Here is a 24802-nt window from a genome sequence, read left to right as displayed (position 1 = left end):
GGGATGTCCCTATTTAAGCGTTTCTTTAGCAATGGGAAAAATGAGGAATATATTCCCATTCAGATTAAGAAGGCTTTTATTGAAAAAGGTCTTAGCCTAGCCCTGATTCGCGAGGGAGTCGATGAGCTTGTCTGCTTCCCTCTTAACTTAACGATTTCACAATTGAAGCAGGAAACGCAACTGGAGCTTCTAGAAATACTTGAAAGCTTGTGGTATGACGAAATGCTTCATAGCGATTCGGAAGGCTATTGTTTGATGTATACGGACCTACTTAATCTTCCTTTTGAGATAAAGGATTTCATGGGCATTCCTGAGCCAGTGAAACCAGAGCTTATGTTAGGTCATGAAGGGGCTGTTGGTACTTCTCGATTCCAGTTTGTATTACATAAGAGTTATGGACAATGGCGTAACGTTGAACAGACATCTAAAATAGTTGGCCCATGGATAGCTCTCCCAGATGGTTCTATGCGCCTACTGGATCTAGATACCTTTGAATTGGATCAGTTGATTCGGAATAGTCCAGATTCTCGGGATACCGAAAAAATATTCTCCTACGTTGCAGAAGTCCGTAACCGAGCCAAACGTCTAGGTATTCCAATAGATTCTTATCTAGAGCGACAGGAATATCTCTTTGTCGATCATCTTGAGCTGCAGGTGGAGTACGATGATAAGAAAATTCATATTCAACCAACCTATGTATCCGATGAGATAGATCCAACTTTACTAGAGAGCTTGAACGACAAAGGAGCTAGATTCGCGGTTGGAGCAGGTCGGGAAAAAGTATTTGTGGATCCTAAAGTTTGGGAACAAGCCAGCAAGATCAAAGAAGTTCCTACCATTCAAGGTGACGACATCCCTAGATTTGCCGAAAACCCTGAAGCCTTTTTGCCAGATGTAGAGGGGATAGATCTGTCACTATTCGGTGATCGTGTCAAGTCTCTTGGAATTCGCGTATATCGGACACAGCCTTTTGTTCATGCGAAAGAGTCGGACCGTGGGTGGTTTCAGATCGAGACAGGGTTTTCAGCCGTTAACGAGACGGGGGAAGTTTGGCAATCTTTTAAACCAGACGAGTTTCAGCAGCTTATTCAGGAAGCCAGAAACAATGGAAATGAGTATTTTGAATGGAACGGGAATTGGTTGCGAATTCCAGCAGAAGTAGAGGACTTTATTCAATCGACTGGAGAAGTCCAGAAACGTTTTGGGGATATTCCAGTTGTTGATATCACTTCACTTCCTTATATTTTAGAAATCTACGAAAACATTAGTCAACTCGAATTCAATAAACCAATTTTACAGGCGCATCAAGAGTTACATGATCAGGGTGTATTAGAACGCAGACCGCCAGATTCCTTCCAGGCCACGCTTAAGCCATTTCAGGAGGATGGTTATGTATGGATGAAAATGCTGCACTTTCGGAAGTGGGGTGGATTGTTAGCTGATGACATGGGTCTTGGTAAGACCATTCAAGTTATTTCACTGTTGTCTTATCTGCAGCATACGAATCTTTTAACACCTACTTTAATTGTTGTACCTAAGACCCTGATCGATAATTGGGAGAAGGAGTTAATGAAATTTGCTCCATTTCTACTACCCAGTTTGTATTTACATCGAGGGACGGACAGAATTAAGTCACCAGAGGTATTAAGACAGATTGGAATTACGATTACAACGTATCATACGTTAGCTCGCGATCAGCTTGTCTTCGGACAGGTGGAGTGGCAGGCAATTATTTGCGATGAAGCCCAAGCGATAAAGAATCCATCGACCGCTGCAAGCCATGTACTTAAAGCGATGAAATCAAAGTTCCGACTAGCCATGACAGGGACCCCTGTTGAGAATGGCTTAAGTGAGCTTTGGTCGATTATGGACTATGTTCAGCCTGGCTTATTAGGAAGTTTAAGTGAGTTTAAACGAGAGTTCATTACTCCACTTGAGGCTGGTGAGGGAGACTCTGCTGTCGAGAAACGGCTGTTAGCCAAATTATCTTCTGTATACAAACGCAGGACGAAATCAGAGGAATTGGCAGGTCAACTGCCTCCTAAGCATCATCATGTTCTACAAGTGCCTCTTGGCGATGTACAGAAACGGCTTTATGCCGAGATTCTTGAGTTAGTAAAATCAAAAATGATGGATGGTTTGCAGGCTATTCAACGGCTAAAACTGTTAAGTTCACACCCTGGACTGATTGCGCCTGAATGGGTTAATCTTCCTCCAGAAATGGTGCCTAAATTATTGCACACGCTTCAAATTATAGATGATATTAAATCTAAAGGTGAAAAAGTACTCATTTTTACAGAGTATCTAAAGATGCAGGACATCTTAAAATCGGCAATTCGAGATCGATTTGGTATAAGTTCTTTTATCATTAACGGTATGACTGATCGTAGACAATTGGTTGTAGATGAGTTTAACCGAAAGCCAGGATTTGATGTCTTAATTTTGTCTCCAAAAGCTGCAGGTACGGGTTTGACAATCACGTCAGCAAATCACGTCATCCATTATACGCGTTGGTGGAATCCTGCCGTAGAGAATCAGGCAACAGATCGCGCATACCGGATAGGTCAAGATAAGCCTGTTCATGTGTATTGTCCCATTGTTACAGACAATGAAGGCGTGTTGAAGCAGGGGACCGTTGAGGAGATCGTTCATCGTATTTTATCCGAGAAACAAGAACTAGCTTCATCCATTATTATTTCGAGTCGAAAGCTTGATCTAGAGAAAGAGGTTTTGCAGAAGTTTAGTTTGTAATATTTGGCGAACATTCGTTTCCTGACAATATAGTGTCAGACAGATAACTTACAATGAGTACATAATCTAATTATGGTGGAGGGATTGAATATGCTGAAAACTTTAAATAATAAAGGAACCTTCTACACGTACTCTAAGAATAAGAACAGTTATGATCAAAAAATGCAGACCTGTATTGAAGAGACTGTTTATAAATTATCCATTAATTCAACTTCTGTTGACCGCCCAGGGATGTTACTTGGAAAAATACAATCGGGTAAAACTCGTACCTTTCTAGGTGTGATGGCTTCAGCATTTGATAATGCTTACGATATCGTTGTCATACTCACAAAGGGAACAAAAGCTTTAGCTCAGCAGACTTTAGAAAGATTAAAAGATGAGTTTAAAGGACTTATGAATCAGGATCAAGATCTCCTGCAAATATTCGATATTATGGTGTTCCCCAATAATTTAACTAGATATGAGCTTGATCAAAAGTTGGTTTTTGTAGTAAAGAAAGAGATCAAAAATATGGCGCGTCTTCATCAGGCCTTTTTTGAAACATATCCAGAACTAGCCGATAAACGCATTTTAATAATTGATGATGAAGCAGATTTTGCTAGTATTGGTTTTACATCAAAGGAAGAACGTTTGGAGATAAAAAAGATTGCTGGGAAAATTGATGAGTTTAGGCATAGGGCGCCTTTATGCAGCTTCCTCCAAGTAACAGCCACTCCATACTCATTATACCTTCAACCCGAAGATGTGGTAACGGATACAGCTGTGTTCAAACCAATTAAACCAGCATTTACTACTCTTGTTCCCATTCACGATAAATATGTAGGTGGCGATTTTTATTTTCAAGAGAGCGAAAATGAAGACTCCGTTGCTTATCATTTATTTGAAGAAGTTGGTGATAATGAACTGCAGGTTTTGAAAAAACCAGATCGGCGTACATTTAAAATTGAGGAGAGCATATTTAGTCCCAAAGTGGTTTCCTTAAGGAATGCCATTATAAACTTTATAGTAGGTGGATGCATACGTCGTATCCAAGTCCGTGAAGCTGGTGGTATTCCTAAGAAATATAGTTTTATTATTCATACAGAGCAGAATAAGGCATCTCATGAATGGCAAGAAGATATTATTTTTGCTATCAAAGATAAATTATCCGAAGAATGTAAAGAAGATACTGCACTATTTTATAGATTAATTGATGAAGCCTATCAGAATTTAAGTACATCAATTCAAATGCTTGATTCGTATCTACCGAGTCTAGATGTTATAGTCGAAGAGGTAAGTGAAGCTTTGAATCGTGATTTTATTATGATAACGAAGGTCAATTCAGAAAAAGATGTTAACGAGCTACTCGATGATTCAGGTCAATTGAAGCTTCGGACACCACTTAATATATTTATTGGTGGTCAGATTCTAGATCGCGGTATTACTATAGGAAATCTCATAGGGTTTTATTATGGACGTCGTCCGAAGACGTTTCAACAAGATACGGTACTTCAGCACTCTAGGATGTATGGAGCACGTTCAATTGAGGATCTTACCGTTACTCGCTTTTATACAACGCCTGATATTTATATCATTATGAAACGAATTCATGAATTTGATACGGCATTACGAGAAGCATTTGAGAGAGGGAACAACGATAATGGTGTAATTTTTATTCAGAAAGATCTATCCAATCACATCATCCCTTGTTCACCTAACAAAATACTTTTAGCTAACACAACAACTTTAAAACCTAGCACTCGTCTGCTACCGGTTGGGTTTGAATTAAAGGCGAAGACACATACTCAGAAGCCAGTAACAGCAATTGAGTCTATTATTACAACCTATATTAGTGATACAGGGAACTTGCCAGAGCCTTTCTTGATGGATCTAAGTGATGCGACAAAACTTCTATCGAAGATATCCGAAACATTTGCAGACGGACATTCTTGGGATGCATCCGCCTTTGCAGCAAGTTTGGAGTATATGGCTAATCTTTCAAGTATTCCCTCACGAAAAGGGATGGTTTGGGTAATTCTTCGTCGGAACCGAGACATTGCCAAATATAAAAAGGATGGTCGTTTAGAGAACTCTCCCGACTCATATCAGGAGAAGGGGCTGGCTAGAAATTTAGCAACAGATATTCCGACACTTGTTTTGTTAAGGCAGAATGGTACTGCTGATGGATGGAACGGTCATCCTTTCTACTGGCCAGTTCTGGTGGCACCGAAACAGTTGCAGACAGTTGTTTTTGCAAATAACTTGTTTGCTGATTGATCTGAGAGTATAAGTCTAAATCGGCAGTTTAAATAAAAAGAATAGAAACATCGAATTTGACTGAATCAAGACGACTTTATTGTCGTCTTTTGTCTTTAAATTAAGTGATGCGGATTGACTTGTATGATGACAGAGGAATACATAGCTGATGTTCAATAGGCAAATTGGATGACTTGGAGGTTGTGAAAAAGTGGGGAATCTAATAGAGAAAGCACGCCAAATTAATGATGAGATTTGCAATATTGTGGAGAGGGAATTAGATAGGTTCAGACTTCTTTTTAATAATAAGGCTAACGTAGGTAAAACATTTATATACCGTCATTTCTTCCTAAAAGATACCCCGATTTGGCATAAGGACTACTGTAACATCCGTTTACATGTTTATTACGAAAATGATCAAAAGACCTCGGTAAGAATTGAATTTGGATTTCTACAAAGGGAAAACTTTATCACTGAAGAGCAGAAAGATTGCTTACGTAAAATCATGCTCGCTTACGCTAGGCTGCATGGATACTCGGTACGTAATGATGAGTTTTACAAAATCAATTATGTTATTACTGAGGACACTGAATCTATTGTTAATGCTGTTTCAATTCAACTGGTTAAACTGATCATACAAATGAATCACCTCGTACAGTTAGTTAGAATAGATGGTCCAATGAGAGTCAGTGACTAGCAATACTAGAAAACCAAAAATAGTATAGGATGGTATAGATGACAATACAGTTAAATGATCCAGATGCTAGGATAATAAATTGGTTGGATTCTCAGGGTTATAAAATAATTCAAACGGAAGATAGCAAAAGTAAGTGGGTTTTCGGGCGAAATCTATTTGGTGAACATCTTTTTATTAATGTTATAACGCGACAAAGTGAACAGCCAGAAATCAATATTATTGATAACGATGAAAAACTAGAATCTATCAAAAAGCTAAAAGAAAAGTATAATTGTGAAGCATATTTTGCTGTTTTAGTACCTAAAAATGGTCAGACTAACTGTTATATATTCAGTTTACAAGAACTGTTGGAATTCCCTTGGAATATTGGCAGAGAAAGAGTTAAGGCATTAAGTTTCAACTCCAAATATGAAAATAAAATTAATCAATATGAAAGATCCGGAAACCAAATTATTCAAGGTGTAGAAGATAACGAACTAGAGAGAAGTATAGCTAATAAAGAATATATAATTGGCCAGCCAACAAAGTTTTATCTGCTGACAGTCAAGAGAGATAATGATCAATATGAAGTTCGTTTTATGGAAGACCAATTACTTCGTGACAAAAAGGTAGTGAGTAACAGGCTCCGTGGAGCAAAGATAGATGGAATAACTATGCTCCTCAATCGATATCCCTCCGCAGATTTCAATCACTTCATGATGGTACACTATAAGGCTGATCGTAATGGCGGTAAGCCGTGGGTGAAGGACACAAGTGAGGAAGTGAAAGAAATATATCAAGAAATAAAAAGTAAATTACAAACGAAGCTAACTTCAACTCATTCTTTAAGAGGAGTACCATCAATGATAAATCTCAATGAGTATCAAACAATCTTCAACAATGACATCACACACGAACGTTGTAAGCAAGTTCTTGATCAAATTGAGGCTCCTTTAAAGCCAATCGTACAACAATTTATGGATAGCTTTAACGATCCTAGTCTATATCTACATACATATGGTGTTACCTTAACAACTACTTATCACGATGCTTTGAATCCTAAATATGCTGAACAAAGAAAAGAAAGTAATATCGGTAGAAAGTATTTTATTCAGATCATGAAAAAAATAGGGGATTCTGAGGTAAATGCACTTACACTTGAGTTTAACGGGATGGAGAGGCAAGTCTTACTATCTGTTGAAACGAATTTTTATCCGATCTGGGAAGCTGTCCGGCTGAATAGGATTAATGGTATTGTCAATGACCTGAATCCTGTTTTAGATGTACTTGTTTCGAGCCAATCTAAGGAATCAACAATTCGAGAACTTCTTCAACGACAAGAGCTAGAGGATTTTATTAAGTCGTGCATTAAGCCTAGGAAAAGACCATGGATATATTTTGCTAAAAGATATCCATTGGAAGGTGAATGGTCAGTAGAAAAACTAATAGATGAACTTAAAGAAGCATGGGAAAACTTATACCCAATTCGTGATTATTTACAGGAAGAAGAATCAATTAGTGTCCAAGCTGCGCATATTCTTACACTTGTGCAAGCAGTAGAGACAAAACAGGACATAACTCTATTCCATAGATCGTATCAACTGCAGTACGGTTCCTTGGAGCAAGTAAAAACGGGTGTCTGCAGGCAGCAATTTTCTTTGAAAGATCAAGAGCAGCTGATAGTAAAGGGTTACGTAGTTTATTATCAATTTCAGGAAAAACAATCGCCGCACCAAGTCTTGGCAGTTAAATTAGATGGACATAGCCACATATATACAAACGTTCGCAACCTGCTCGGTGCAGGAACGAAGGATTGGTGGATTCGGAAGCTGTTTGCCACGCAGTCTTTGAATAATGCTGAGGTACTGGAAACGGGAATGTCTTTATTAAAGCAACACGGTTTGGAAGTTAAAGAGAGCGAATATCTCGCAGGTACTTATGACAATGTCTCTGAAACCTTTACAGAGGCAGCGGATGTTGTCAAAAAAAGGCTGATCACTGCAGCACTACTATTTGCTCATGCTAGTGAGAAACTACAGCTTCCAACGGTAGATGATATGGGGCCTATTATTGATGAGGCTGATGAACAAGGAGGAGAACCAGAGGAAGAAGAACACACCGCGAGTTTCCAACTTACATCCATTCTGGAGCTAATCGCAAACAGCAGCTTTACTTTTGCAAAAGAGATCATTCGGGATCTTCATTTAAATTTGACGGCACTGGACGATAAGCATTTTGTAATTTTGAGCGGCATATCTGGTACAGGGAAAACTCAATTGGCGCGGCTATATGCTAACGCTGTATATGGAATGGAATATGAGGCGAATAACCCTTACATGTCTGTTATTCCAGTACGGCCTGATTGGACGGATTCTAGTTCATTATTCGGTTATTACAGCTCATTCGAAAATCGGTATGTCATTCCTGAGTTTTTGAGAATGGTGTTGAAAGCTCATCAAGAACGTGAGAAACCGCATTTTGTGGTATTCGATGAAATGAACTTGGCGAGAGTGGAGTATTATCTTAGTGATTACTTGAGCGGCGTGGAGTCGAGGAAGGAAATTTCTTTACATAACCGAGCTGATCTTATTGATATTCCAAACACTGTTACAATTCCTCCAAACTTGTATGTGATTGGAACAGTAAATGTAGACGAGACTACTCATACAATTTCTGATAAAGTCTTGGACCGGGCATTTGTTATGACGTTAAGTGAAGTGGATTTCGATACATTCTGGAATAGATCCGCTGAGGATGTAAGGCTTAAGCTTCAGATAGAGTTTGACTTTCTGAAACAAGTACATGGTATTCTAAAGCCCTATTATCTTCATTTTGGTTATCGTTCGATGAATGAAATGCTCCAAAAATTATCACATAATAAAGATTTGGAAGATAATATTCAGATGGAAGAAACGGAGGCTCTTGAAAAAGTCATTATTGAAAAAGTACTCCCTAAAGTTCGCGGTGATGACTCCATTTCACAGATGTTAACTGAACTCCATCAGGTTTTTGAAGCAAAGTTCGGATTGGATTCTGCTGCCCTAGGTATCGTAGAGCGGATGGAAAAGGAGATCGCGCGATATGGAGCCGCTCAGTTTTGGAGATAGCTTTTTAGTCCGTTCTAAAGGCAGTGAATGGATCTCGATAGAAAAAGCTTATTTAACTGAGGCGACAGAATATGAATGGCTTTGGGAGCATAAAGACTTTTCTATTTTGCTGATACAGGGTGTTCCTCTAACGTATCGGAAAGTAGATGGTGGAGTTACAGGTCAATTTATGACTCCATTCCAAAGTGGACAGTTGACCTTTACAATAGAACAACATACATATGGGACCTATGTATACCCAGATGATCGAAAAATGACTGCTGAGCAATATGACATTATGCTTCGTGAAATTTTGGAAGAAGCAACGGTGTGTTTTGATCATGCAGGGCTAACGATTCCAATTTGCGCACAGGACAGAGCAAGGGATGTTTCATGGGCACAGTGGAGTTATATCGATCATGGGTTTAAGGATCTTGCTTCCTATATTCGGCGGTTTCTGGAACATCCGTTAAAGCGACTGTCAGAGAAGGATACTTTTCTGAAGCGGGAACAAATGAAAGTCGTAACGAACCGAACATCGCAATGGTTAGAAAGACATTATGCTCAAGATCCCTCGAGTGTAATACCAGCTAACGTCTTAACGCATGTTCGATTGGATACTTACAATATATATGAAAATAGAGTCATAAAAAGATATCTTTTAGAACTTCAAAGCCTTCTAGTTACTTATATGCACTGCAGTTTAAGCGATGTTTCAGAGAAGGCTATGAAGTACGGGGATCTTGTGAGATATTGGTTGAGACAAGGGATTTTCCAAGAGATTACTTCGTATCAGGGACCTTTACAAGTCTCTACAATTTTTCGTAAGCATCCTGTTTATCGTTTATGTTACAGGTGGTTTGATCGTTTATATCAACATGGCAAGGAGCAAATTGGATTCGAATATCCTTTTCCACTTAAGGATACGTTTGCATTGTATGAAATATGGTGTTATATGCAGGTTTTAAGATTGTTGAGGGAAAAGGGTCTGATTAAGAATTCTGCAAATCTTTATAAATCAACATTGGATCGTTTCTTTTTATCACTTGCTAAACATAAAGAAAGTCATGTATTGCTTGCTAACGGCCATCATTTATATTATCAAAGAGTTTTTCAGTATAATTCTGATCCTTTTTATTCTTTCACACAACGAATGGAACCGGATATTACTTTAGAGAGTAATGAAGGAATTCTCGTTTTTGATCCTAAGTACCGGGTTCCTACTAATTTAAGCACAGCATTAGGAGAAATGCATAAATATCGAGACGGCATTCTTATTAGAGACAAAGAGACCCCTGCCGTAGAGAATGTATTTATTCTTACACCCTCAAAGGGGGAGGAAGAACCAAGATACTTTCAGGAGTGGTATCATGAGCAGTATCGTATGGGGGCTATAGAAATGGTTCCTGGAGGACCTAGTAATCCAGCTTTGGAAAGAGCCATTGATGGGTTTATGAAAAACATATAGTACTGTTCAAAAAGAGGTTATTCTTATACTAAGCTTTGACAAGGAGAGGTCCTAATGTCATTGATTTATTATTTTCCAAGGTATTCTCAGAAAGAGAACATGGTAACGAACAATACAATGTTGCTCTTTAAACGACTATCCAACAACAGTAATGAGAAATTTAATCGATTTCTTAATTCAATTCTTGAGAATTCTGGGATTAATTTGGACATGACTATAAAGTTTGGTCAGCAAGATAAAGGTAATGAAAGTGTTCCAGATGCATATATCCAACAAGAAACTTTTAAAATACTAATTGAAACTAAACTTTATGGACAACAAAATGTTAGTCAGATTAAGAAACATTTCAGCGAATTTAAAGACGAAAAAAATCAAATATTTTTATGGATAAATAAAGAGTCTATTAAAGAGGACTACAGACGTCAAATAGTCGATGAACTGAACAAAATTAATGCATTAAGGATTAATAGTATATCCTTTGCGTCAGTAACATTTAAAGAAATTTGTGAAAACTTCAATGACACTTTAAACGATTATGACTTTGAGATGAAAGATATGATCCAAGATTATGAAGCTTTTTGTAGTGAATCTGGGTTGATTGATAACATTGAAACAAAGTTTCGTTTCGTTGCAACTGGGGTAACTTTTCAACAAAATAAAAAATACAACATATATTATGATCCAAGTTCTAACGGATATCAAAACCACAAATACATTGGACTCTACACTAATAAAGCAGTCAGAGGAATTGGTAAATTAATTTGTATTGTTGATGTGGAGTATGACAATAAAAAAGATGAAATTAGAGTTATTTCAACTCAACTCGGTGTTCTATCCGATGAACAGAAAGTCGTCTTAAAACAAGTAATTATAGAGGCACATGGTGAGTTCGGCTATGATCTTGCTAGTAATCATAGATTTTTCTTCGTTGACAAGTTCTATGAAACTGAATTCATTAAGATTTCTAAAAATGGTATGATGGGCAAACGATATTTTGATGTTTCTACTATAACTGGATTTAATATAAAAATGAAAACAGTGGAAATAGCTAATCTTTTGAAGGGGAAGGAGTGGAAATGAGTAACCCTTCGATAAGCTCAACCGAGCTTGATAAAAAGAGTAAGATGTCACTTTGTGAGAAAATGAACTATGACTAAAAATTTTATTAATAAAACCTAGAGTAGAACGGAGATTACCTCATGCCAACCTACAATAAACTAGTCCGTGACCGAATCCCGGAAATCATCGCACGCGGTGGGAACGTCTCCAATACCCGAATCCTAGATGAGACCGAATACAAAGCTGAACTTCGCACCAAGTTAGTCGAGGAACTTAACGAATATCTTGAAGCCGCCGATGATAGCAGCGCTATGGAAGAGCTATCCGATATTCTCGAACTTCTTCACACATTGACAGCAATTCATGGCTCAACCGTTGAACAACTCGAATCGATTCGGGCAGATAAAGCGGAGAAACGCGGAGGGTTTAAGGAAAGAATTTTCCTTATCGATGTTCAAGATGCCTGATATTAAACTCATCACAGAAAATTTAGCCGATGAATTGATCCCAGGGATTGAAAGGGCATTCGGCATATATATTATGACTTCGTTCGTGATGAACTCGGGTGTCCAAATTCTCGCCCCATATTTGAGAGCTGCTGCAGAACGTGGTGCTGATATCAAAATACTTTGTGGCGACTATTTATTCATCACTCAACCTGATGGCCTTCGTGAGCTAGTTAACATTGATAATCGAATAGAGGCAAGGCTCTGGCATAGTAGGGGGGCCTCATTCCATCCCAAAGCCTATTTAATGGACTACGAACAGGGAGCGGGGCTTCTTATTGTCGGCTCTTCCAACTTATCTCGATCTGCTTTTCGAATGGGTGTCGAGTGGAATTTAGCTATGAGTGCCGAAGCAGAGCCTTACACATTCCAAGTCGCTTTGGAAAAGTTTATGAACCATTTCTACGATGAGTGTACGGTAACTTTGCATGAAGAGTCGATAAATCATTATGAAAAAGAGTATTCGATTCACCGTCAAAGAAATCCGGAATTAGTTCGTTCGATTTCAGAAGTAGAAGAATCAGAGCTGATGCTGCCGCATAAAGGAGCAGACGGTGATGACCAGGGAGAAGTTCAGCCCTCGGCCCAAATTCTTGAACCGCGTCCTGCTCAAAGGCAAGCGTTAGAGGCATTGGATAAAACGTTAGAAGAACAGTACGATAAAGCGATGGTTGTGATGGCTACCGGACTGGGTAAGACTTACTTAGCTGCATTTTTTGCTAAAAAGTACAAACGCATTCTGTTTGTTGCCCATCGTGAGGAGATCCTTCACCAAGCACAACGCAGTTTTCAAACGGTTATGCCTGAACGGAATGCAGGGTTATATAACGGAGTCGAAAAAGACTTAGCCGCGGACAATGTCTTTGCATCCATTTACACGCTAGGGATGAAGAAGCACCGGGAGCAGTTTGCACCGGATGCGTTTGACCTTATCGTTGTGGATGAGTTCCACCATGCAGCAGCTAAATCATACCAAGCGATCCTAAATTATTTCCGACCTTCATTTTTGCTAGGTATTACTGCTACTCCGGACCGGATGGACGGTAAAGATGTGTTTGCGCTATGTGATGGGAATGTCGCGTTTCAATTGCACTTTCTAGAGGCTATTCAGCGTCAATGGCTATGTCCATTCCGATACTATGGGGTCTATGATGAAACGGATTACTCTGCAATAGCATGGATCGGTTCTCGTTACGACGAGGAAGAACTACTTGCAATTCAGCTTCGCGACGCGATGGCGGAAACCATATTTAATGCATGGAAACAACATAAGCAGACGAGAACGATAGCGTTCTGTTCATCTATTAGACAGGCTAACTTTCTTGCGAGCTTTTTTATACGGCAAGGTATATCGTGCATTAGTCTTCATTCTCGCACCTCGGAGATTAGCCGGGGTGAGGCGATTGCTAAGCTTACAATGGGTAGCCTGGAAGTTATCTTTACTGTCGATTTATTTAATGAAGGTGTAGATATTCCAGCAGTAGACACGCTTCTGTTTGTTCGTCCTACAGAATCTCTTACTGTATTCACACAGCAAATTGGTCGTGGACTACGATTGCATACGGATAAGGAATATTGCAGCATTATTGACCTCATAGGTAATTATCGGAATGCAGACATTAAGCTCAGTCTATTTGACATGGGACGCGGCGAAATTGAAAAGAGCAAGCAGCCCAAAATGATCCCGGAAGTTCCAATGGGTTGTGAACTCCATATCGATTTAGATGTAATCAATCTGTTAGAGGAATTATCCCGTAAAAAGCAACCCCGTAAAGAGAAGCTGCGCGCAGCATACTTTGACTTAAAACATGAATTAGGGCGGCGGCCAACATACCTTGAGCTGCATCTGCAAGGAAGAGAACCTAGCAGAGAGTATTGGCAAGAATTTCGCTCCTATTCAGGCTTTCTGTCTTGGGCAGACGAGCTTGATGCAAGGGAAATGGAAGTATTTCTCCGCTATGAGCATTGGTTGAAAGAAGTAGAGAGCACCGTCATGAGCAAGAGTTACAAAATGACAGTCTTATTATATATGCTCGAACGTGGAGTTACTGAATGGATGCATTCAGTAACCTCGTTGGAAGTCGCACCTTTCTTTCACCATTTTTACATGGAGAAGGAATATCGAAAACGCATAGATTTTTCAGATGCAGAAAGCACAAGGCTTTGGAGCTATGATGAGAGTAGAGTGGCAAAGTTGATCGCGACCATGCCTATGACTAAGTGGAGCGGGAGTTCGAAAGGCTTGATCACTTTTGATAGTGGTGTCTTTACGTTTAATTTTGACGTATTACCGGAAGATATGGAAATGCTGCATGCTTGGACAAGAGATATTTGTTTGTATAGGTTGCATGCTCATTTTGAGCGACGAGAGAATACGGAGTTTAGATGACACAATATTAATTGAGTTATTTCAAATAATTACTAGTACTTTTGTGTGATGAGATATCGAAGAAAAAGATGGATGCTGTTGTTACTGTCGAAATAGTAATAACACAGCCTAGATCCTAACAAAGGTATTACCGATTGTTCCATCAATTTTCTATATAAAGGGCACGTTAATGTTACCAAAGGGACATTTAATGTGTCCTTTTTGGAAGGTCGAGGGAAGTTAAAGAATTATTATAGAGGTGAGAATAGTAAAATGTATCTAATTATTGCAATTGTATTTGTCATCTTAGGTATTTATCTAATAAAACAAAGGAAGCAAAGACCCTCTCAAAGCTATAAATCTATTAAGCACGCTTCAATAGAAGCAGCTCAAGCCTCGGTTGTTAATCCAGATGAACCTAGCCCTAAGGCTAATCCTAACCAGGCATTGCGAGAGCCGTCGTATCATCAACATCAAACAAAAAAGAATACTAATAAACCAAAGAATAGTTCGAAACCGCCAAAACCAATTTCACAACCTGTAAAAAACCTACCTCAACAAAAATTAAAGCAAAGTTTTAGAAAAATGGCTGCCATTTGGAGAAAACCTGAAGACTCTGATACTTGTTATCGCTGTTCTGGGACATTGACAACGGAAACCATTGAAATTGCATCTTTTAAATATGGAAAGATACAAAGCTATGTACAAACATCCGTATGGGCTTGTTCCGTATGTAAATATGTATGTGCAAGTGAGAATAATATTATCGAAATAAAAAAACAAGCACCTGGGTGCCAGTTCCAAATCAATGAATGGGGGGCTGTACCTAAAATAATGTCTCCTGTAACCGAAACTAAAAAGCAAGAATTTAAGTGGCCTAGTACATACGCAGTGGAAACATTAAAACCAGGCAATAAATCAGATGGAAACCGATTTGGCCTAGAGAGTCCTCTTCATAAATTAGGATATAGAATAACGGATAGTAACCGAACAAAAAGATGGACAATCTTAGAAAATGAGGCGTTACCAAAACTTGGGTTAGAAAAGGTTGCTAATGTCATTGCAACCAATGTAAAAGCAAGAAAGCGCCAAAAAGGCGGTGCAAAGAAGTACTCGCACGCCATTTATGAATGGGAATACGATTTAAAGAAATTAAAAGATAATTACTATAAGCGAGATTTCCAATGGCCGACAACTGAGTAAAGCGGTAAAGTGAAATATAAGGTTTTTTGTCATACTCTGTATATTCATTATCGGTTGTTTAGTACTATAATAGTGCTAGTAGGTATTACGTACTAGGAGAGACAGAATATGGCTTATATGGTGCCCGAGACGATCCCGAGAAGTGCAACTGCTGGAGAACGTATTTTGTTCGAGAGTTTAAGAGATCATTTGCCGGGTGACTATATTGTTTATTATGAACCTGAGATTAGGGGAAGAAGACCAGATTTTGTAATCATAGGTCCTGATCTGGGCCTTGTCATCCTTGAGGTTAAGGATTATACAAAGAACACATTGTATCAAGTTAACCATGATGAATGGACTATACGAGACACAGCTGGCGAGTTAATAACAACGAAAAGCCCCTTAAAACAAGCTAGAGATAATGCTCGCTTAATCACTGATCATCTGAAAAAAGATAAGAATCTCGTACAAGACTCGAGTTCTTATTTAAAATTCCCTTATGGTTTTGGTACAGTCTTTACTCGACTGAAGCAAGAGGATTTTATCAAACATGATCTGTACCAAGTTATTGAGCCTCAATTTGTTCTGTGCAGGGATGAAGTTGATCCTGACGAGGATGGCTTTTCTTCGGAAATTTTAATGGAAAAAATCCATGGTATGTTCACGGTTTGGAGTCAGAAAAAAAATATTTTAACTAATGAAGATATACAAGCCATTCGCTTCCATCTATTTCCGGAGGTGAGAATCAGTGCAGAGTATAAACCTCAGGTCAAACATCAGGATCAGTTACTGCTCTCACTACATAACATCAAGACAATGGATCTTCATCAAGAGAATATGGCGAAGCAAATTGGCGATAAACATCGGCTTATTCGAGGGGTTGCCGGAAGTGGTAAGACGCTTATTCTTGCCAGTCGCGCTAAGATGTTAGCTAAGGCTCATCCGGATTGGAAGATTCTCGTGCTCTGTTACGGAATTCCGTTATCACGGAACTTGAAACAAATGATCCGGCGAATGATGAATGAGCCTGAAGATCTGTTGGATCTAATCAACTTAGGATCGTCGGATAGTCAAAGAGAATCGAAAGTAGAAGTATATAATTTTCATGAGTGGCTGAGAAACAGTTTACATATGAAAGATAGTGAAATACCGACAATCCTAGATAAAGTGAACAATAACGAGGCAATCCTTCCAATCTACGATGCGATAATGATTGATGAAGGCCAGGATTTTGAGCCTGATTGGTTGAAACTGTTAAGCTGTTGTTTAAACCCAAATACTCAATCGTTGCTACTGGTTGAAGATCGTGCGCAATCTATTTTTAGAAAAAAAACAAATTTGGCTCAAGATATTGGTCTTGATTTTCGGGGCCGATCTAAAATTCTTGCTATCAATTATCGGAATACCGCACAAATTGTTCAGTTTGCTTGGGAGTTTTATCAAGAACATTCTCAGTTAAAGAATAAAGTTCAAGAAGGTTCAGTAGAAGGTGTAGAGATCATCCCTCCGCAATCAACGAAGAGAAAAGGTCCGGAGCCTATGATTAAAGGTTTTCGCAATATCCAGGAGGAAATGAATTTTGTATCCAAGTCGATTACATTCCTAAACCAACAGAAAAATATACCTATTCAGGATATAGCCATATTGTATCGGGTTAAAAACAGTCATCTTACCTCATACATTGATGAAATAAAAGACAGTTTGGAACAGCACGAATTGCCGTATACATGGATCACAGAAAATACGGAGTCCAAACGAAATTTTGTGAGAGATGAAAATGCGATTAAGATATCAACTATTGATAGTGCGAAAGGTCTCGATTTCCAGGCAGTGTTTATTATCAACATTGAGAACATGCCGTTCCCACTTGAAGAAGTAGAAGAGAGAGAGGTATCTCTTTTCTATATCGGCATGACCCGGGCATTGGAGTGGTTGTTCCTGACTTATAGTGGGGAATCAAAATTCACCAAATACTTAGACGAAGTTATTCAGAAGAGAAACCAGAAGTCGTCATCCCATAAACAGTCTGTATAAGACTGAAAGGAAATTGCACCCTTGTGGTGCTCTTTTTATAGAGAGGTGCTCCCATGAAACAAGGACTCTACGAACAAATCATAAACAACATAACAAATAAGCAATTATCAACCTTGGATCCGGCTTTGTATGAAATAGGCAAGGAGCAGATAGATGCTGAGGAAGCTAGAAAGCTGTTGTCCAATTACTTAGCTGCAGTAACACGTAGAGCGTTAAAAGCAGTGCGGGAACAAAGTAGTGACGAAGAAGCCGTACTTGCTCAGGTAAGAACCAGCAATGAGATTATCGCTACACTAAAGGAAGCTCTAGGGCAAGAGGAATACAAAGAGCTGCAGCTTGATGAGCAGGGTGAAGTATTAACATACGTCTACTCAAAGCTTAATCATGTTCGTGGTATTAAAAGTGAAAAGGTGCTGCGACCGGCAACGCCGCTATCACAAAGTTCATTATTTACAGGTTCGCATTCGGAACCTAACATGATGAATGAATTAAAGCATGAAATCGTGACAGCCGATCGGATAGATCTACTAGTATCTTTTATCAAATGGAGCGGTCTTCGATGTCTCATGGATCAGTTGGAGCAATTCACTTCCAGTGGTGGACAGCTTCGTGTGATTACGACTACTTACATGGAAGCAACGGATTACAAGGCTGTGTTAGAGTTAAGCAAGCTTACCAATACCCAAATTAAGATATCCTATGACACGGATAGGACCCGACTACATGCGAAAGCCTACGTATTTATGCGAGACACAGGGTTTACAACAGCTTATGTGGGTTCATCGAATCTTTCTAATCCTGCACTTACTAGTGGTCTGGAATGGAATTTGAAGGTGACGGAAAAGGATTCCTATGATGTGCTCAAAAAGATCGAAGCCACTTTCGAGAGCTACTGGAATGATAGGGAATTTAAAATCTTTTCTCCCGAGAACGTAGAACACGAGACTCAACTTCAGGAAGCTCTAGGGAAAAAGAAGATTAACGAGCATGAAGCACTTCATTTCCATTTCGACCTGACGCCTTATGATTACCAAAAGGAAGTCTTGGAAAAGCTTGAAGCACAGAGGACTTTATACGGAAGAATGAAGAACCTATTAGTCGCTGCAACTGGTGTTGGTAAGACAGTCATCTCAGCTTTTGACTTCAAGCGATATAGGTCGAAAAATCCGGGAGCGAAACTACTCTTTGTTGCACACCGAGAAGAAATATTGAAACAGAGCCGGGATACGTTCAGGTTTATTTTAAAGGATCTTAACTTTGGAGAACTGCATGTAGGTAGCAACCAAGCAAAATCGGTGGATCATCTGTTTATCAGTATACAGAGTTTCAACTCAATGAAATTGGCAGAGATCACAACAAGTAACTTCTATGATTTTATTATTGTGGATGAGTTTCATCATGCTGCCGCGCCGTCCTACCAAAAGCTTCTCACCCATTATAAGCCAGAGATCTTGCTAGGTTTGACTGCAACACCTGAACGTATGGACGGGAAGGATATATTAGCCTATTTTGACCATACCATTGCTGCGGAGATTCGATTAACAGACGCCATAGACCGAAAGTTGCTTTCGCCCTTTCATTATTTTGGAGTAACCGATCACGTGGATTTATCACAAGTGAAATGGTCGCGAAGAGGCTATGATTTACGAGAGTTAGAGGGCCTATATACGAGCAATAAGATCCGCGCTACACAAATGTTAAATAGTCTCAAAAAGTATGTGACAGACCTAGACGAGGTTAAAGGTTTAGGATTTTGCGTGAGTGTGGAGCATGCATTATATATGGCAAAAGTATTCAATGAAGCGGGAATCCCTTCAATTGCGTTGCACGGGAACTCTCATGAACAAGAACGAAGTCAGGCAAAGGGGCGGCTCATTAGTGGTGAGATTAAGCTCATCTTTGTAGTGGATCTTTACAATGAAGGGGTGGATATCCCGGAAGTGAACACCATTCTGTTCTTACGTCCTACGGAAAGCTTGACTGTTTTTCTACAGCAGCTTGGTCGTGGTTTGCGTTTGGCGGAGGGGAAAGAATGTCTTACTGTTCTAGACTTCATTGGGCAAGCACATAAGGAGTATAACTTTCAGGAGAAATTCCGTTCTCTGTTAGGCAAAACTAAACACTCCGTGCAGCACTATGTAGAGAATGGATTCTCCAGCTTACCTAGGGGGAGCTTTATTCAGCTTGAAAAACAAGCGAAAGACTACATCCTAAGAAATTTGAAGCAGGCGTCGACCAATCGTCGAAGTTTAATTAATAAGATTAAATATTTTGAGGAGGATACGGGACTCAAACTTACCTTGACGAATTTTACTGAGTACCATGGAATTTCTTTATATGAGCTATACGGTGGTCGCAACGGTAACAGATTCTTGAGGGGATTAATGTTGGAGGCTGGCGTGCTAGAGCAGTTCGAGCTTCCTCCAACAGAATTAGTAAAACGTATTCCAGCCCTTTTAAATCTTAACTCGCGTAGAGTATTGAAGTTTTTGCTTTCGTACATAGAGGAAGAGAAGCAACTAGAAACAGAAGAAGAGCATCTCATGTTGAACCTGTTTTATTATACCTTTTATCGGGTAGAGCCTAAGAAGCAGGGTTTTGATGATATTGAAACAGGAGTAAAATTCATTTTAACTAGTACAGCATTTCGGGATGAGATTATTGAAATTTTAAAATATAACTATGCCCATATTAATTTCGTCGATAAGAAACATGATTTTCCATTTGCGTGCCCGATCGATATTCATTGCCAATACTCTACCGATCAGATTTTAGCGGCATTTGGACTTTGGAATGAAGAGAAGGCACCAGCTTTTCGAGAAGGTGTTAAATATTTTGAAGATAAGAAGACGGATATTTTCTTTATCACATTAAATAAATCGGATAAGGATTTCTCACCTTCGACATTGTATGAGGATTATGCCATTAGTGAGCGCTTATTTCACTGGCAGACTCAAAGCCGGATATCGGAAGACACAAAAACGGCGCAAAGGTATATTCATCACAGGAAAACTGGCAACCGAATCGCCCTATTTGTTCGTGAATATAAGGAAGAGCATGATTATACGTCTTCATTTGTATTTCTGGGAGAAGCGGAGTACATGAAACATGAGGGCAGCAAGCCCATGAGTTTCGTGTGGCAATTAAAAGAGGAGATGCCGCCAGTGATGGTGCCGGCTGCTAATAAGTGCATAGTATAGGAGTGATGAAGTGATTCGAGTAGCTGCAGCGATTATAGAAAATGAACAAGGGTTACTGCTCATAGCCAGACGTCGGCCTGAGAAGTCTCAGGGAGGGCTATGGGAATTTCCAGGTGGTAAGCTAGAGGAAGGCGAGTCGCCGGAAGCTTGCTTGGTGAGAGAGCTGAAGGAAGAGATGAACATTGAGATTGAGCCGTATGAATTTTTTGGAGTTAATGATCATTGGTATGGGGCGGTTCATATTCAATTGATTGCCTATAGAGCGAGATTTGTGGGTGGGGAGATCGCTCTGGTTGATCATGATGAGTGTCGATGGGTTGGAACAGACGAACTAGGGAATTTTCAGTTTGCACCGGCAGATATTAAGTTTGTTGAGGTGCTGTTGTAAGTACTAGTATTAATAATTAACTATATTCGATGTATATATTTCTCCCCCTTAACGCCACCTACAAATGGTATTTAAAGGGGGTAATTGTTATCATCTGATCTATATAGGTGCTGTAAATTTTTATATATCTGATTATTTTCTTGTATGTGTATATTAATGTTACGGGTATAGTTTGCATGTATATACTTCTGTGAAACAGAGATTGAATTTTGCCCTAAAAGTTGTTTTATTACCGGCAACTCAACTCCTGACTCATACATAATAGTAGCAAAAGTGTGGCGAGTACCGTGAATTTTTATTCTATCGATATTTGCTAATAGGCAGTAATGATGCAGCGACTCTCTAACTTGCTGGGAGGATAGTGCATTACCATCTGAATCCTGAAATAAGAAGTTATTATCTGATAGGTGGTTCTGTTTACAGAATAGGTATAGAACTTGTCCCATCTGGCTCATCATTACAACGATTCTTTGCTTACCATTTTTTGTGTTGGATAATAGAAAAGAATCTTGATCAAATCGAATTTGTTTGACTCTTAATGATAATATCTCTGATATTCTGCAGCCAGTAGAGAATAAAATTGAAAAAAGAAGTAAGTCTTGAGAGAGATTTTGACTGTTTTGAACGATTGCATGATTTAGCTTCAGTATTTCATGTGGTGTAAGCGTTTTGGACTCTCTAGTTTGTTGTGTAAGTTGTTTTATATTAAACGTCATATTTAATATGGGGTTATTAAAGTTAAAGTTTCTAGCTAAAAAGGTAAAAAAACTGCCCAGCGCATATCTTGACTCAATTAAGAAGTAGCTTTTCAAGTGAATATTTGAAGTGAAGTATTTATCGATGAGCCTATGATCTAACCCATAAAATGAAATAACAACACCATTGATGTCTGTTTGTTTATAGATTTTTTCCAAATCTAAAAACTCAGGTGATTCACTGACTTGTTGGCTTAAAAAAAATAAAAAGTGATTTAAGTATTTTTTGTGCTTTTTCAGTGTCTTTGGATGCAATCGTACTTGTTCTATAAAAGATTCGATATCTTTTTGCATTATGCGCAAGATTAATCACTCCTTAATACTTGAAATAATAGTTTAGAAAAAGCGAATGGAAACTTATTGGTTAACTCTTCTCCAAGATCAACAGGAAGCAACTGAATATAGACATAGGTTGTTTTTGGATCGGTGTGTCCTAGAATTTGACTAAGATATTCGACTTTCATTCCTGCTTTTAAACAACTAACGGAGAATGTATGCCTAAGACTATGGACTGTATAGCCCTCTGTAAATCCTAATTTGAGGCATAGTCTTCGAAACATTTTCTCGACTGCTTCTTTAGTAATAGGGGTTCTTAGTGAGTGACCAGATATAGCAGAGTTTTTCGCAAATAAAAAGTCTGAGTTGTTGCGATTCCAGTTTTTTATTCCAGTTAAATCTAAGTAATCTAAAATAATTTTCTCTATTTCCGGGAAAATAGGAACATATCTATCTTTTCTTCCCTTTCCCTGACGGATCTGTATAACTTTTTTTTCAATATCGAAGTCGCTCACTCGTAGTCTCAGCATTTCGCTGATTCGAACGCCGGTCCCCAGAAGAAAGCTAAGCATAGCGTGACTCCGATAACCATTAACTAATTGTACAGAGGCTTGAAGCAGCTGCTTTATTTGGCTATCCGGAATATAACGCGGAAGCAAATGAGCCTTCGTCCATTCAAAGTGCGTTCTGATATCTTTATTTGTAAGATCTTTTTTAAAACAAAAACCTAGAAACCCTCGTATAACGCCTGTGTAATTGTTCATTGTGTAAGGTGACAGTTGATTCTTCTTTTTTGGTTTTAAAGTAGCAAAGAACTCGTTCAAAAGGATTTCGTTTAATTGCAGTACACTAATATCAAGGTTTCTATGTGCTATATATGACTTTAACCGATGAAGTACATTATGGTACTGATCAAGTGTCCTAGGTGATCGTTTACCAAGTGTAACTAGATTTCCCAGATGTGCTAGATAAAGATCAATAGCATCATTTAGAGAGCTATCTTTAACCATTGAAGGTAGATCAGGGTTTGTTTTAGAATGGATTAGCGCTTGCAGTTCTTCGAGAGTAATGCCTAGGTCATCGCAAACCTGTTGAATATCATAATTTACCTGTAAAGGTATACTCATCGTTTAACCTCTCTTCATAGGATTATAAGGCAGTGTATTTGTGAGAAGTCTCTTTGTGCTGCGATGAAGGTAATGCATCGTTGAGCGCCAGTATTTATGGCCAGCAGACTTGGAAACTTGATCAAAATCATTTCTATTTTCAAGAGCATCTGTTATATACGTATGTCTTAGTGCTTTTGCAGAAAAACGAATCTCATTAAATGCCATATGGTTATATTGACGAATGACTCTTCCAATACAATTCGCAGTCATGCGAGTACCCGAGCTTAACATGAAGATATAGTCAGAAGTATCCGCTAATGTGCGTTCGTTTTTAATGAAATTTGATAAATGTTTTATGACGAATGGTGAGACACGGAGCGTACGCATATCTGATTTTTTACAATAGAGAGTAAGTTTATGCTCAGTCAGATGCACATCATTTATTCGTAAATTGCTAACCTCAATCGGACGGCATCCCAAATCTATTAGCGATAAAGCAATACATAGATCTCTAGCCCAGTTTTTTGCTTTGTTAGTAATAATGGTGTGCAGCAGTTGTTCTCTATCTTTACTGGAGACATATTCGTTATCTCTCGTTTTGGGGAATCTAAACTGCGCGGGGATCTTATATTGGAAAGAAATACACTGAACCTTTTGTAAGTAGTTCAGGAAAACACAAAGGAAACGCAATCTATTGTAGGCAGTCGATTGCTGTATTTCTTCTAGCAACACACGGTTGAGAAGATGATCTTCAAACGCACGTACGTGTTCAAGTTTTAGATTCGAAATGTTAAGTACAAGGCCTCTTTCTATGAATAAGAGAAAATGTTTAATTTCAATAATATAGTGTCTAATACATAAATTATTGTTTTTATGTTCTTCGTTAATAAAATCACGGAATTGGGAACATCCCAGATCGCTAAACAGCGGCATATAGGGTTGCGTAATGGGAGAGGTGAATTGAAAACTCAAACCGCTATAGTGAATTAAAAAACTAATAAAGTAACTTAATGAAAACAAAAGTTCCCTGTGTTTAGGGAGAGTTATTTTCTCTATTGTGACTAAGGTATACAGTGTTTTCTTATAGTCATGAATATCTTCATCTAGTTCTTTAGAAATCAGTTGAATTTGTTCTCTTCTGGATAATCTAAACATGAGAAACACAATTATATTTTTTTGATGTCTATGATAGTTAGGAATCTGATGTTGCTGCAAAAAAATAGAGAACTGATCATCTACATTCTGACATTTTTCTAAGCAGCTATTTGCTACAAGGTTCTGCATAGCGTGTGATTGCATTGTGGAAACATCCTTTCTATTATCCCTTCACAGAATCCATAATTTCATCTATAATAGTACTAATTACAACGGTAAGCTTTTTCATGAAGCTAATCCATTTCTCGCAAGTTTGAAGACTTATTGTCGGAATTGCGCCTTGATTACTCCAATCATGAATGAAGCTGCTACATATACCTCTATAGGATTTAGTTTGCCCGGAATTTACCATTTTTAACCAATGGTGTCCATCTAAACCCCTCTTAGACAAACTCTCACTTTATCTCACTAAAGTTTATCTCTCATCTTACCTAATAAGGAAGTATTCATTGTTTGAAACAAGACAATGGATAGTTCCTTTTTTTGTTTGTTACCACTAATTTCATTAAAAAGGGGAAGGTCTTTGGTTGTATTTGTCATTACTAGTGCCT

General features: G+C 38.6%; 15 protein-coding genes. 12 read left to right on the top strand and 3 right to left on the bottom strand.

Annotation, left to right across the window (positions count from 1 at the left end):
- Positions 1 to 3: 3 nt before the first annotated feature.
- The 12 genes from ACUN27_RS34945 to mutT all read left to right on the top strand — a co-directional run bounded on the left by ACUN27_RS34945 (position 4) and on the right by mutT (position 20956).
- Positions 4 to 2751 (top strand): DEAD/DEAH box helicase, encoded by a 2748-nt coding sequence (locus ACUN27_RS34945; protein WP_445560472.1) that lies wholly within the window; start codon positions 4 to 6, stop codon positions 2749 to 2751.
- A gap of 90 nt (positions 2752 to 2841) precedes the next feature.
- On the top strand, positions 2842 to 5007 hold the full coding sequence (locus ACUN27_RS34940; RefSeq protein WP_445560471.1) for a Z1 domain-containing protein: 2166 nt from the start codon (positions 2842 to 2844) through the stop codon (positions 5005 to 5007).
- A gap of 190 nt (positions 5008 to 5197) precedes the next feature.
- A complete protein-coding gene (locus ACUN27_RS34935) occupies positions 5198 to 5683 on the top strand; it encodes a hypothetical protein (protein WP_445560470.1) in 486 nt (161 codons plus the stop codon).
- 38 nt (positions 5684 to 5721) lie between these two features.
- Entirely contained in the window at positions 5722 to 8769 is a 3048-nt protein-coding gene (locus ACUN27_RS34930; RefSeq protein ID WP_445560469.1) for an McrB family protein, read from the top strand.
- Positions 8744 to 10216: a DUF2357 domain-containing protein gene (locus ACUN27_RS34925; RefSeq protein ID WP_445560468.1), complete on the top strand. Its 1473-nt coding sequence runs from the start codon at positions 8744 to 8746 to the stop codon at positions 10214 to 10216. Before ACUN27_RS34930 ends, ACUN27_RS34925 begins: the two co-directional genes overlap by 26 nt.
- Before the next feature lie 54 nt (positions 10217 to 10270).
- Positions 10271 to 11296 (top strand): hypothetical protein, encoded by a 1026-nt coding sequence (locus tag ACUN27_RS34920; RefSeq protein WP_445560467.1) that lies wholly within the window; start codon positions 10271 to 10273, stop codon positions 11294 to 11296.
- A 119-nt stretch (positions 11297 to 11415) separates the two neighbouring features.
- Positions 11416 to 11742, top strand: a complete 327-nt coding sequence (locus tag ACUN27_RS34915) for a nucleoside triphosphate pyrophosphohydrolase (RefSeq protein ID WP_445560466.1) — start codon at positions 11416 to 11418, stop codon at positions 11740 to 11742.
- Positions 11735 to 14170, top strand: a complete 2436-nt coding sequence (locus ACUN27_RS34910) for a DEAD/DEAH box helicase family protein (RefSeq protein ID WP_445560465.1) — start codon at positions 11735 to 11737, stop codon at positions 14168 to 14170. Before ACUN27_RS34915 ends, ACUN27_RS34910 begins: the two co-directional genes overlap by 8 nt.
- A 252-nt stretch (positions 14171 to 14422) precedes the next feature.
- The gene (locus ACUN27_RS34905; RefSeq protein ID WP_445560464.1) at positions 14423 to 15352 is read left to right on the top strand and encodes a hypothetical protein; all 930 of its coding nucleotides are present in this window, start codon (positions 14423 to 14425) and stop codon (positions 15350 to 15352) included.
- 108 nt (positions 15353 to 15460) lie between these two features.
- Complete coding sequence (locus tag ACUN27_RS34900) at positions 15461 to 17368, top strand: 3'-5' exonuclease (RefSeq protein ID WP_445560463.1); 1908 nt, start codon at positions 15461 to 15463, stop codon at positions 17366 to 17368.
- Between the two features lie 53 nt (positions 17369 to 17421).
- Complete coding sequence (locus tag ACUN27_RS34895) at positions 17422 to 20568, top strand: DUF3427 domain-containing protein (protein ID WP_445560462.1); 3147 nt, start codon at positions 17422 to 17424, stop codon at positions 20566 to 20568.
- A 10-nt stretch (positions 20569 to 20578) separates the two neighbouring features.
- Positions 20579 to 20956, top strand: a complete 378-nt coding sequence (gene mutT, locus ACUN27_RS34890) for an 8-oxo-dGTP diphosphatase MutT (protein ID WP_445560461.1) — start codon at positions 20579 to 20581, stop codon at positions 20954 to 20956.
- A 71-nt stretch (positions 20957 to 21027) separates the two neighbouring features.
- On the opposite strand, the gene ACUN27_RS34885 is transcribed toward mutT, so the two are convergent.
- Genes ACUN27_RS34885 through ACUN27_RS34875 form a run of 3 tightly spaced genes read right to left on the bottom strand, consistent with a single transcriptional unit; the run spans position 21028 to position 24380 of the window.
- Positions 21028 to 22005 (bottom strand): tyrosine-type recombinase/integrase, encoded by a 978-nt coding sequence (locus ACUN27_RS34885; protein WP_445560701.1) that lies wholly within the window; start codon positions 22003 to 22005, stop codon positions 21028 to 21030.
- A gap of 11 nt (positions 22006 to 22016) precedes the next feature.
- Positions 22017 to 23114 (bottom strand): tyrosine-type recombinase/integrase, encoded by a 1098-nt coding sequence (locus ACUN27_RS34880; RefSeq protein ID WP_445560460.1) that lies wholly within the window; start codon positions 23112 to 23114, stop codon positions 22017 to 22019.
- Positions 23115 to 23117: 3 nt separating this feature from the next.
- Positions 23118 to 24380 carry a tyrosine-type recombinase/integrase gene (locus tag ACUN27_RS34875; protein ID WP_445560459.1) on the bottom strand — a complete coding sequence of 421 codons (1263 nt, stop codon included), beginning with the start codon at positions 24378 to 24380 and terminating at the stop codon, positions 23118 to 23120.
- Between the last annotated feature and the right edge of the window lie 422 nt (positions 24381 to 24802).

Source organism: Paenibacillus sp. WC2504 (genome assembly GCF_052682475.1).
Note: the sequence above shows the minus strand (reverse complement) of the source record. Positions and strands in the feature narration are given on the sequence as shown.

Excerpts from the sequence above, each read along its gene's own strand:
- ACUN27_RS34910 (WP_445560465.1), top strand. The coding sequence starts at position 11,735 with ATGCCTGATATTAAACTCATCACAGAAAATTTAGCCGATGAATTGATC.
- ACUN27_RS34885 (WP_445560701.1), bottom strand. The coding sequence starts at position 22,005 with ATGCAAAAAGATATCGAATCTTTTATAGAACAAGTACGATTGCATCCA.
- ACUN27_RS34905 (WP_445560464.1), top strand. The coding sequence starts at position 14,423 with ATGTATCTAATTATTGCAATTGTATTTGTCATCTTAGGTATTTATCTA.
- ACUN27_RS34895 (WP_445560462.1), top strand. The coding sequence starts at position 17,422 with ATGAAACAAGGACTCTACGAACAAATCATAAACAACATAACAAATAAG.
- ACUN27_RS34900 (WP_445560463.1), top strand. The coding sequence starts at position 15,461 with ATGGCTTATATGGTGCCCGAGACGATCCCGAGAAGTGCAACTGCTGGA.
- ACUN27_RS34945 (WP_445560472.1), top strand. The coding sequence starts at position 4 with ATGTCCCTATTTAAGCGTTTCTTTAGCAATGGGAAAAATGAGGAATAT.
- ACUN27_RS34940 (WP_445560471.1), top strand. The coding sequence starts at position 2,842 with ATGCTGAAAACTTTAAATAATAAAGGAACCTTCTACACGTACTCTAAG.
- ACUN27_RS34875 (WP_445560459.1), bottom strand. The coding sequence starts at position 24,380 with ATGCAGAACCTTGTAGCAAATAGCTGCTTAGAAAAATGTCAGAATGTA.
- ACUN27_RS34920 (WP_445560467.1), top strand. The coding sequence starts at position 10,271 with ATGTCATTGATTTATTATTTTCCAAGGTATTCTCAGAAAGAGAACATG.
- ACUN27_RS34880 (WP_445560460.1), bottom strand. The coding sequence starts at position 23,114 with ATGAGTATACCTTTACAGGTAAATTATGATATTCAACAGGTTTGCGAT.
- ACUN27_RS34930 (WP_445560469.1), top strand. The coding sequence starts at position 5,722 with ATGACAATACAGTTAAATGATCCAGATGCTAGGATAATAAATTGGTTG.
- ACUN27_RS34915 (WP_445560466.1), top strand. The coding sequence starts at position 11,416 with ATGCCAACCTACAATAAACTAGTCCGTGACCGAATCCCGGAAATCATC.
- ACUN27_RS34925 (WP_445560468.1), top strand. The coding sequence starts at position 8,744 with ATGGAGCCGCTCAGTTTTGGAGATAGCTTTTTAGTCCGTTCTAAAGGC.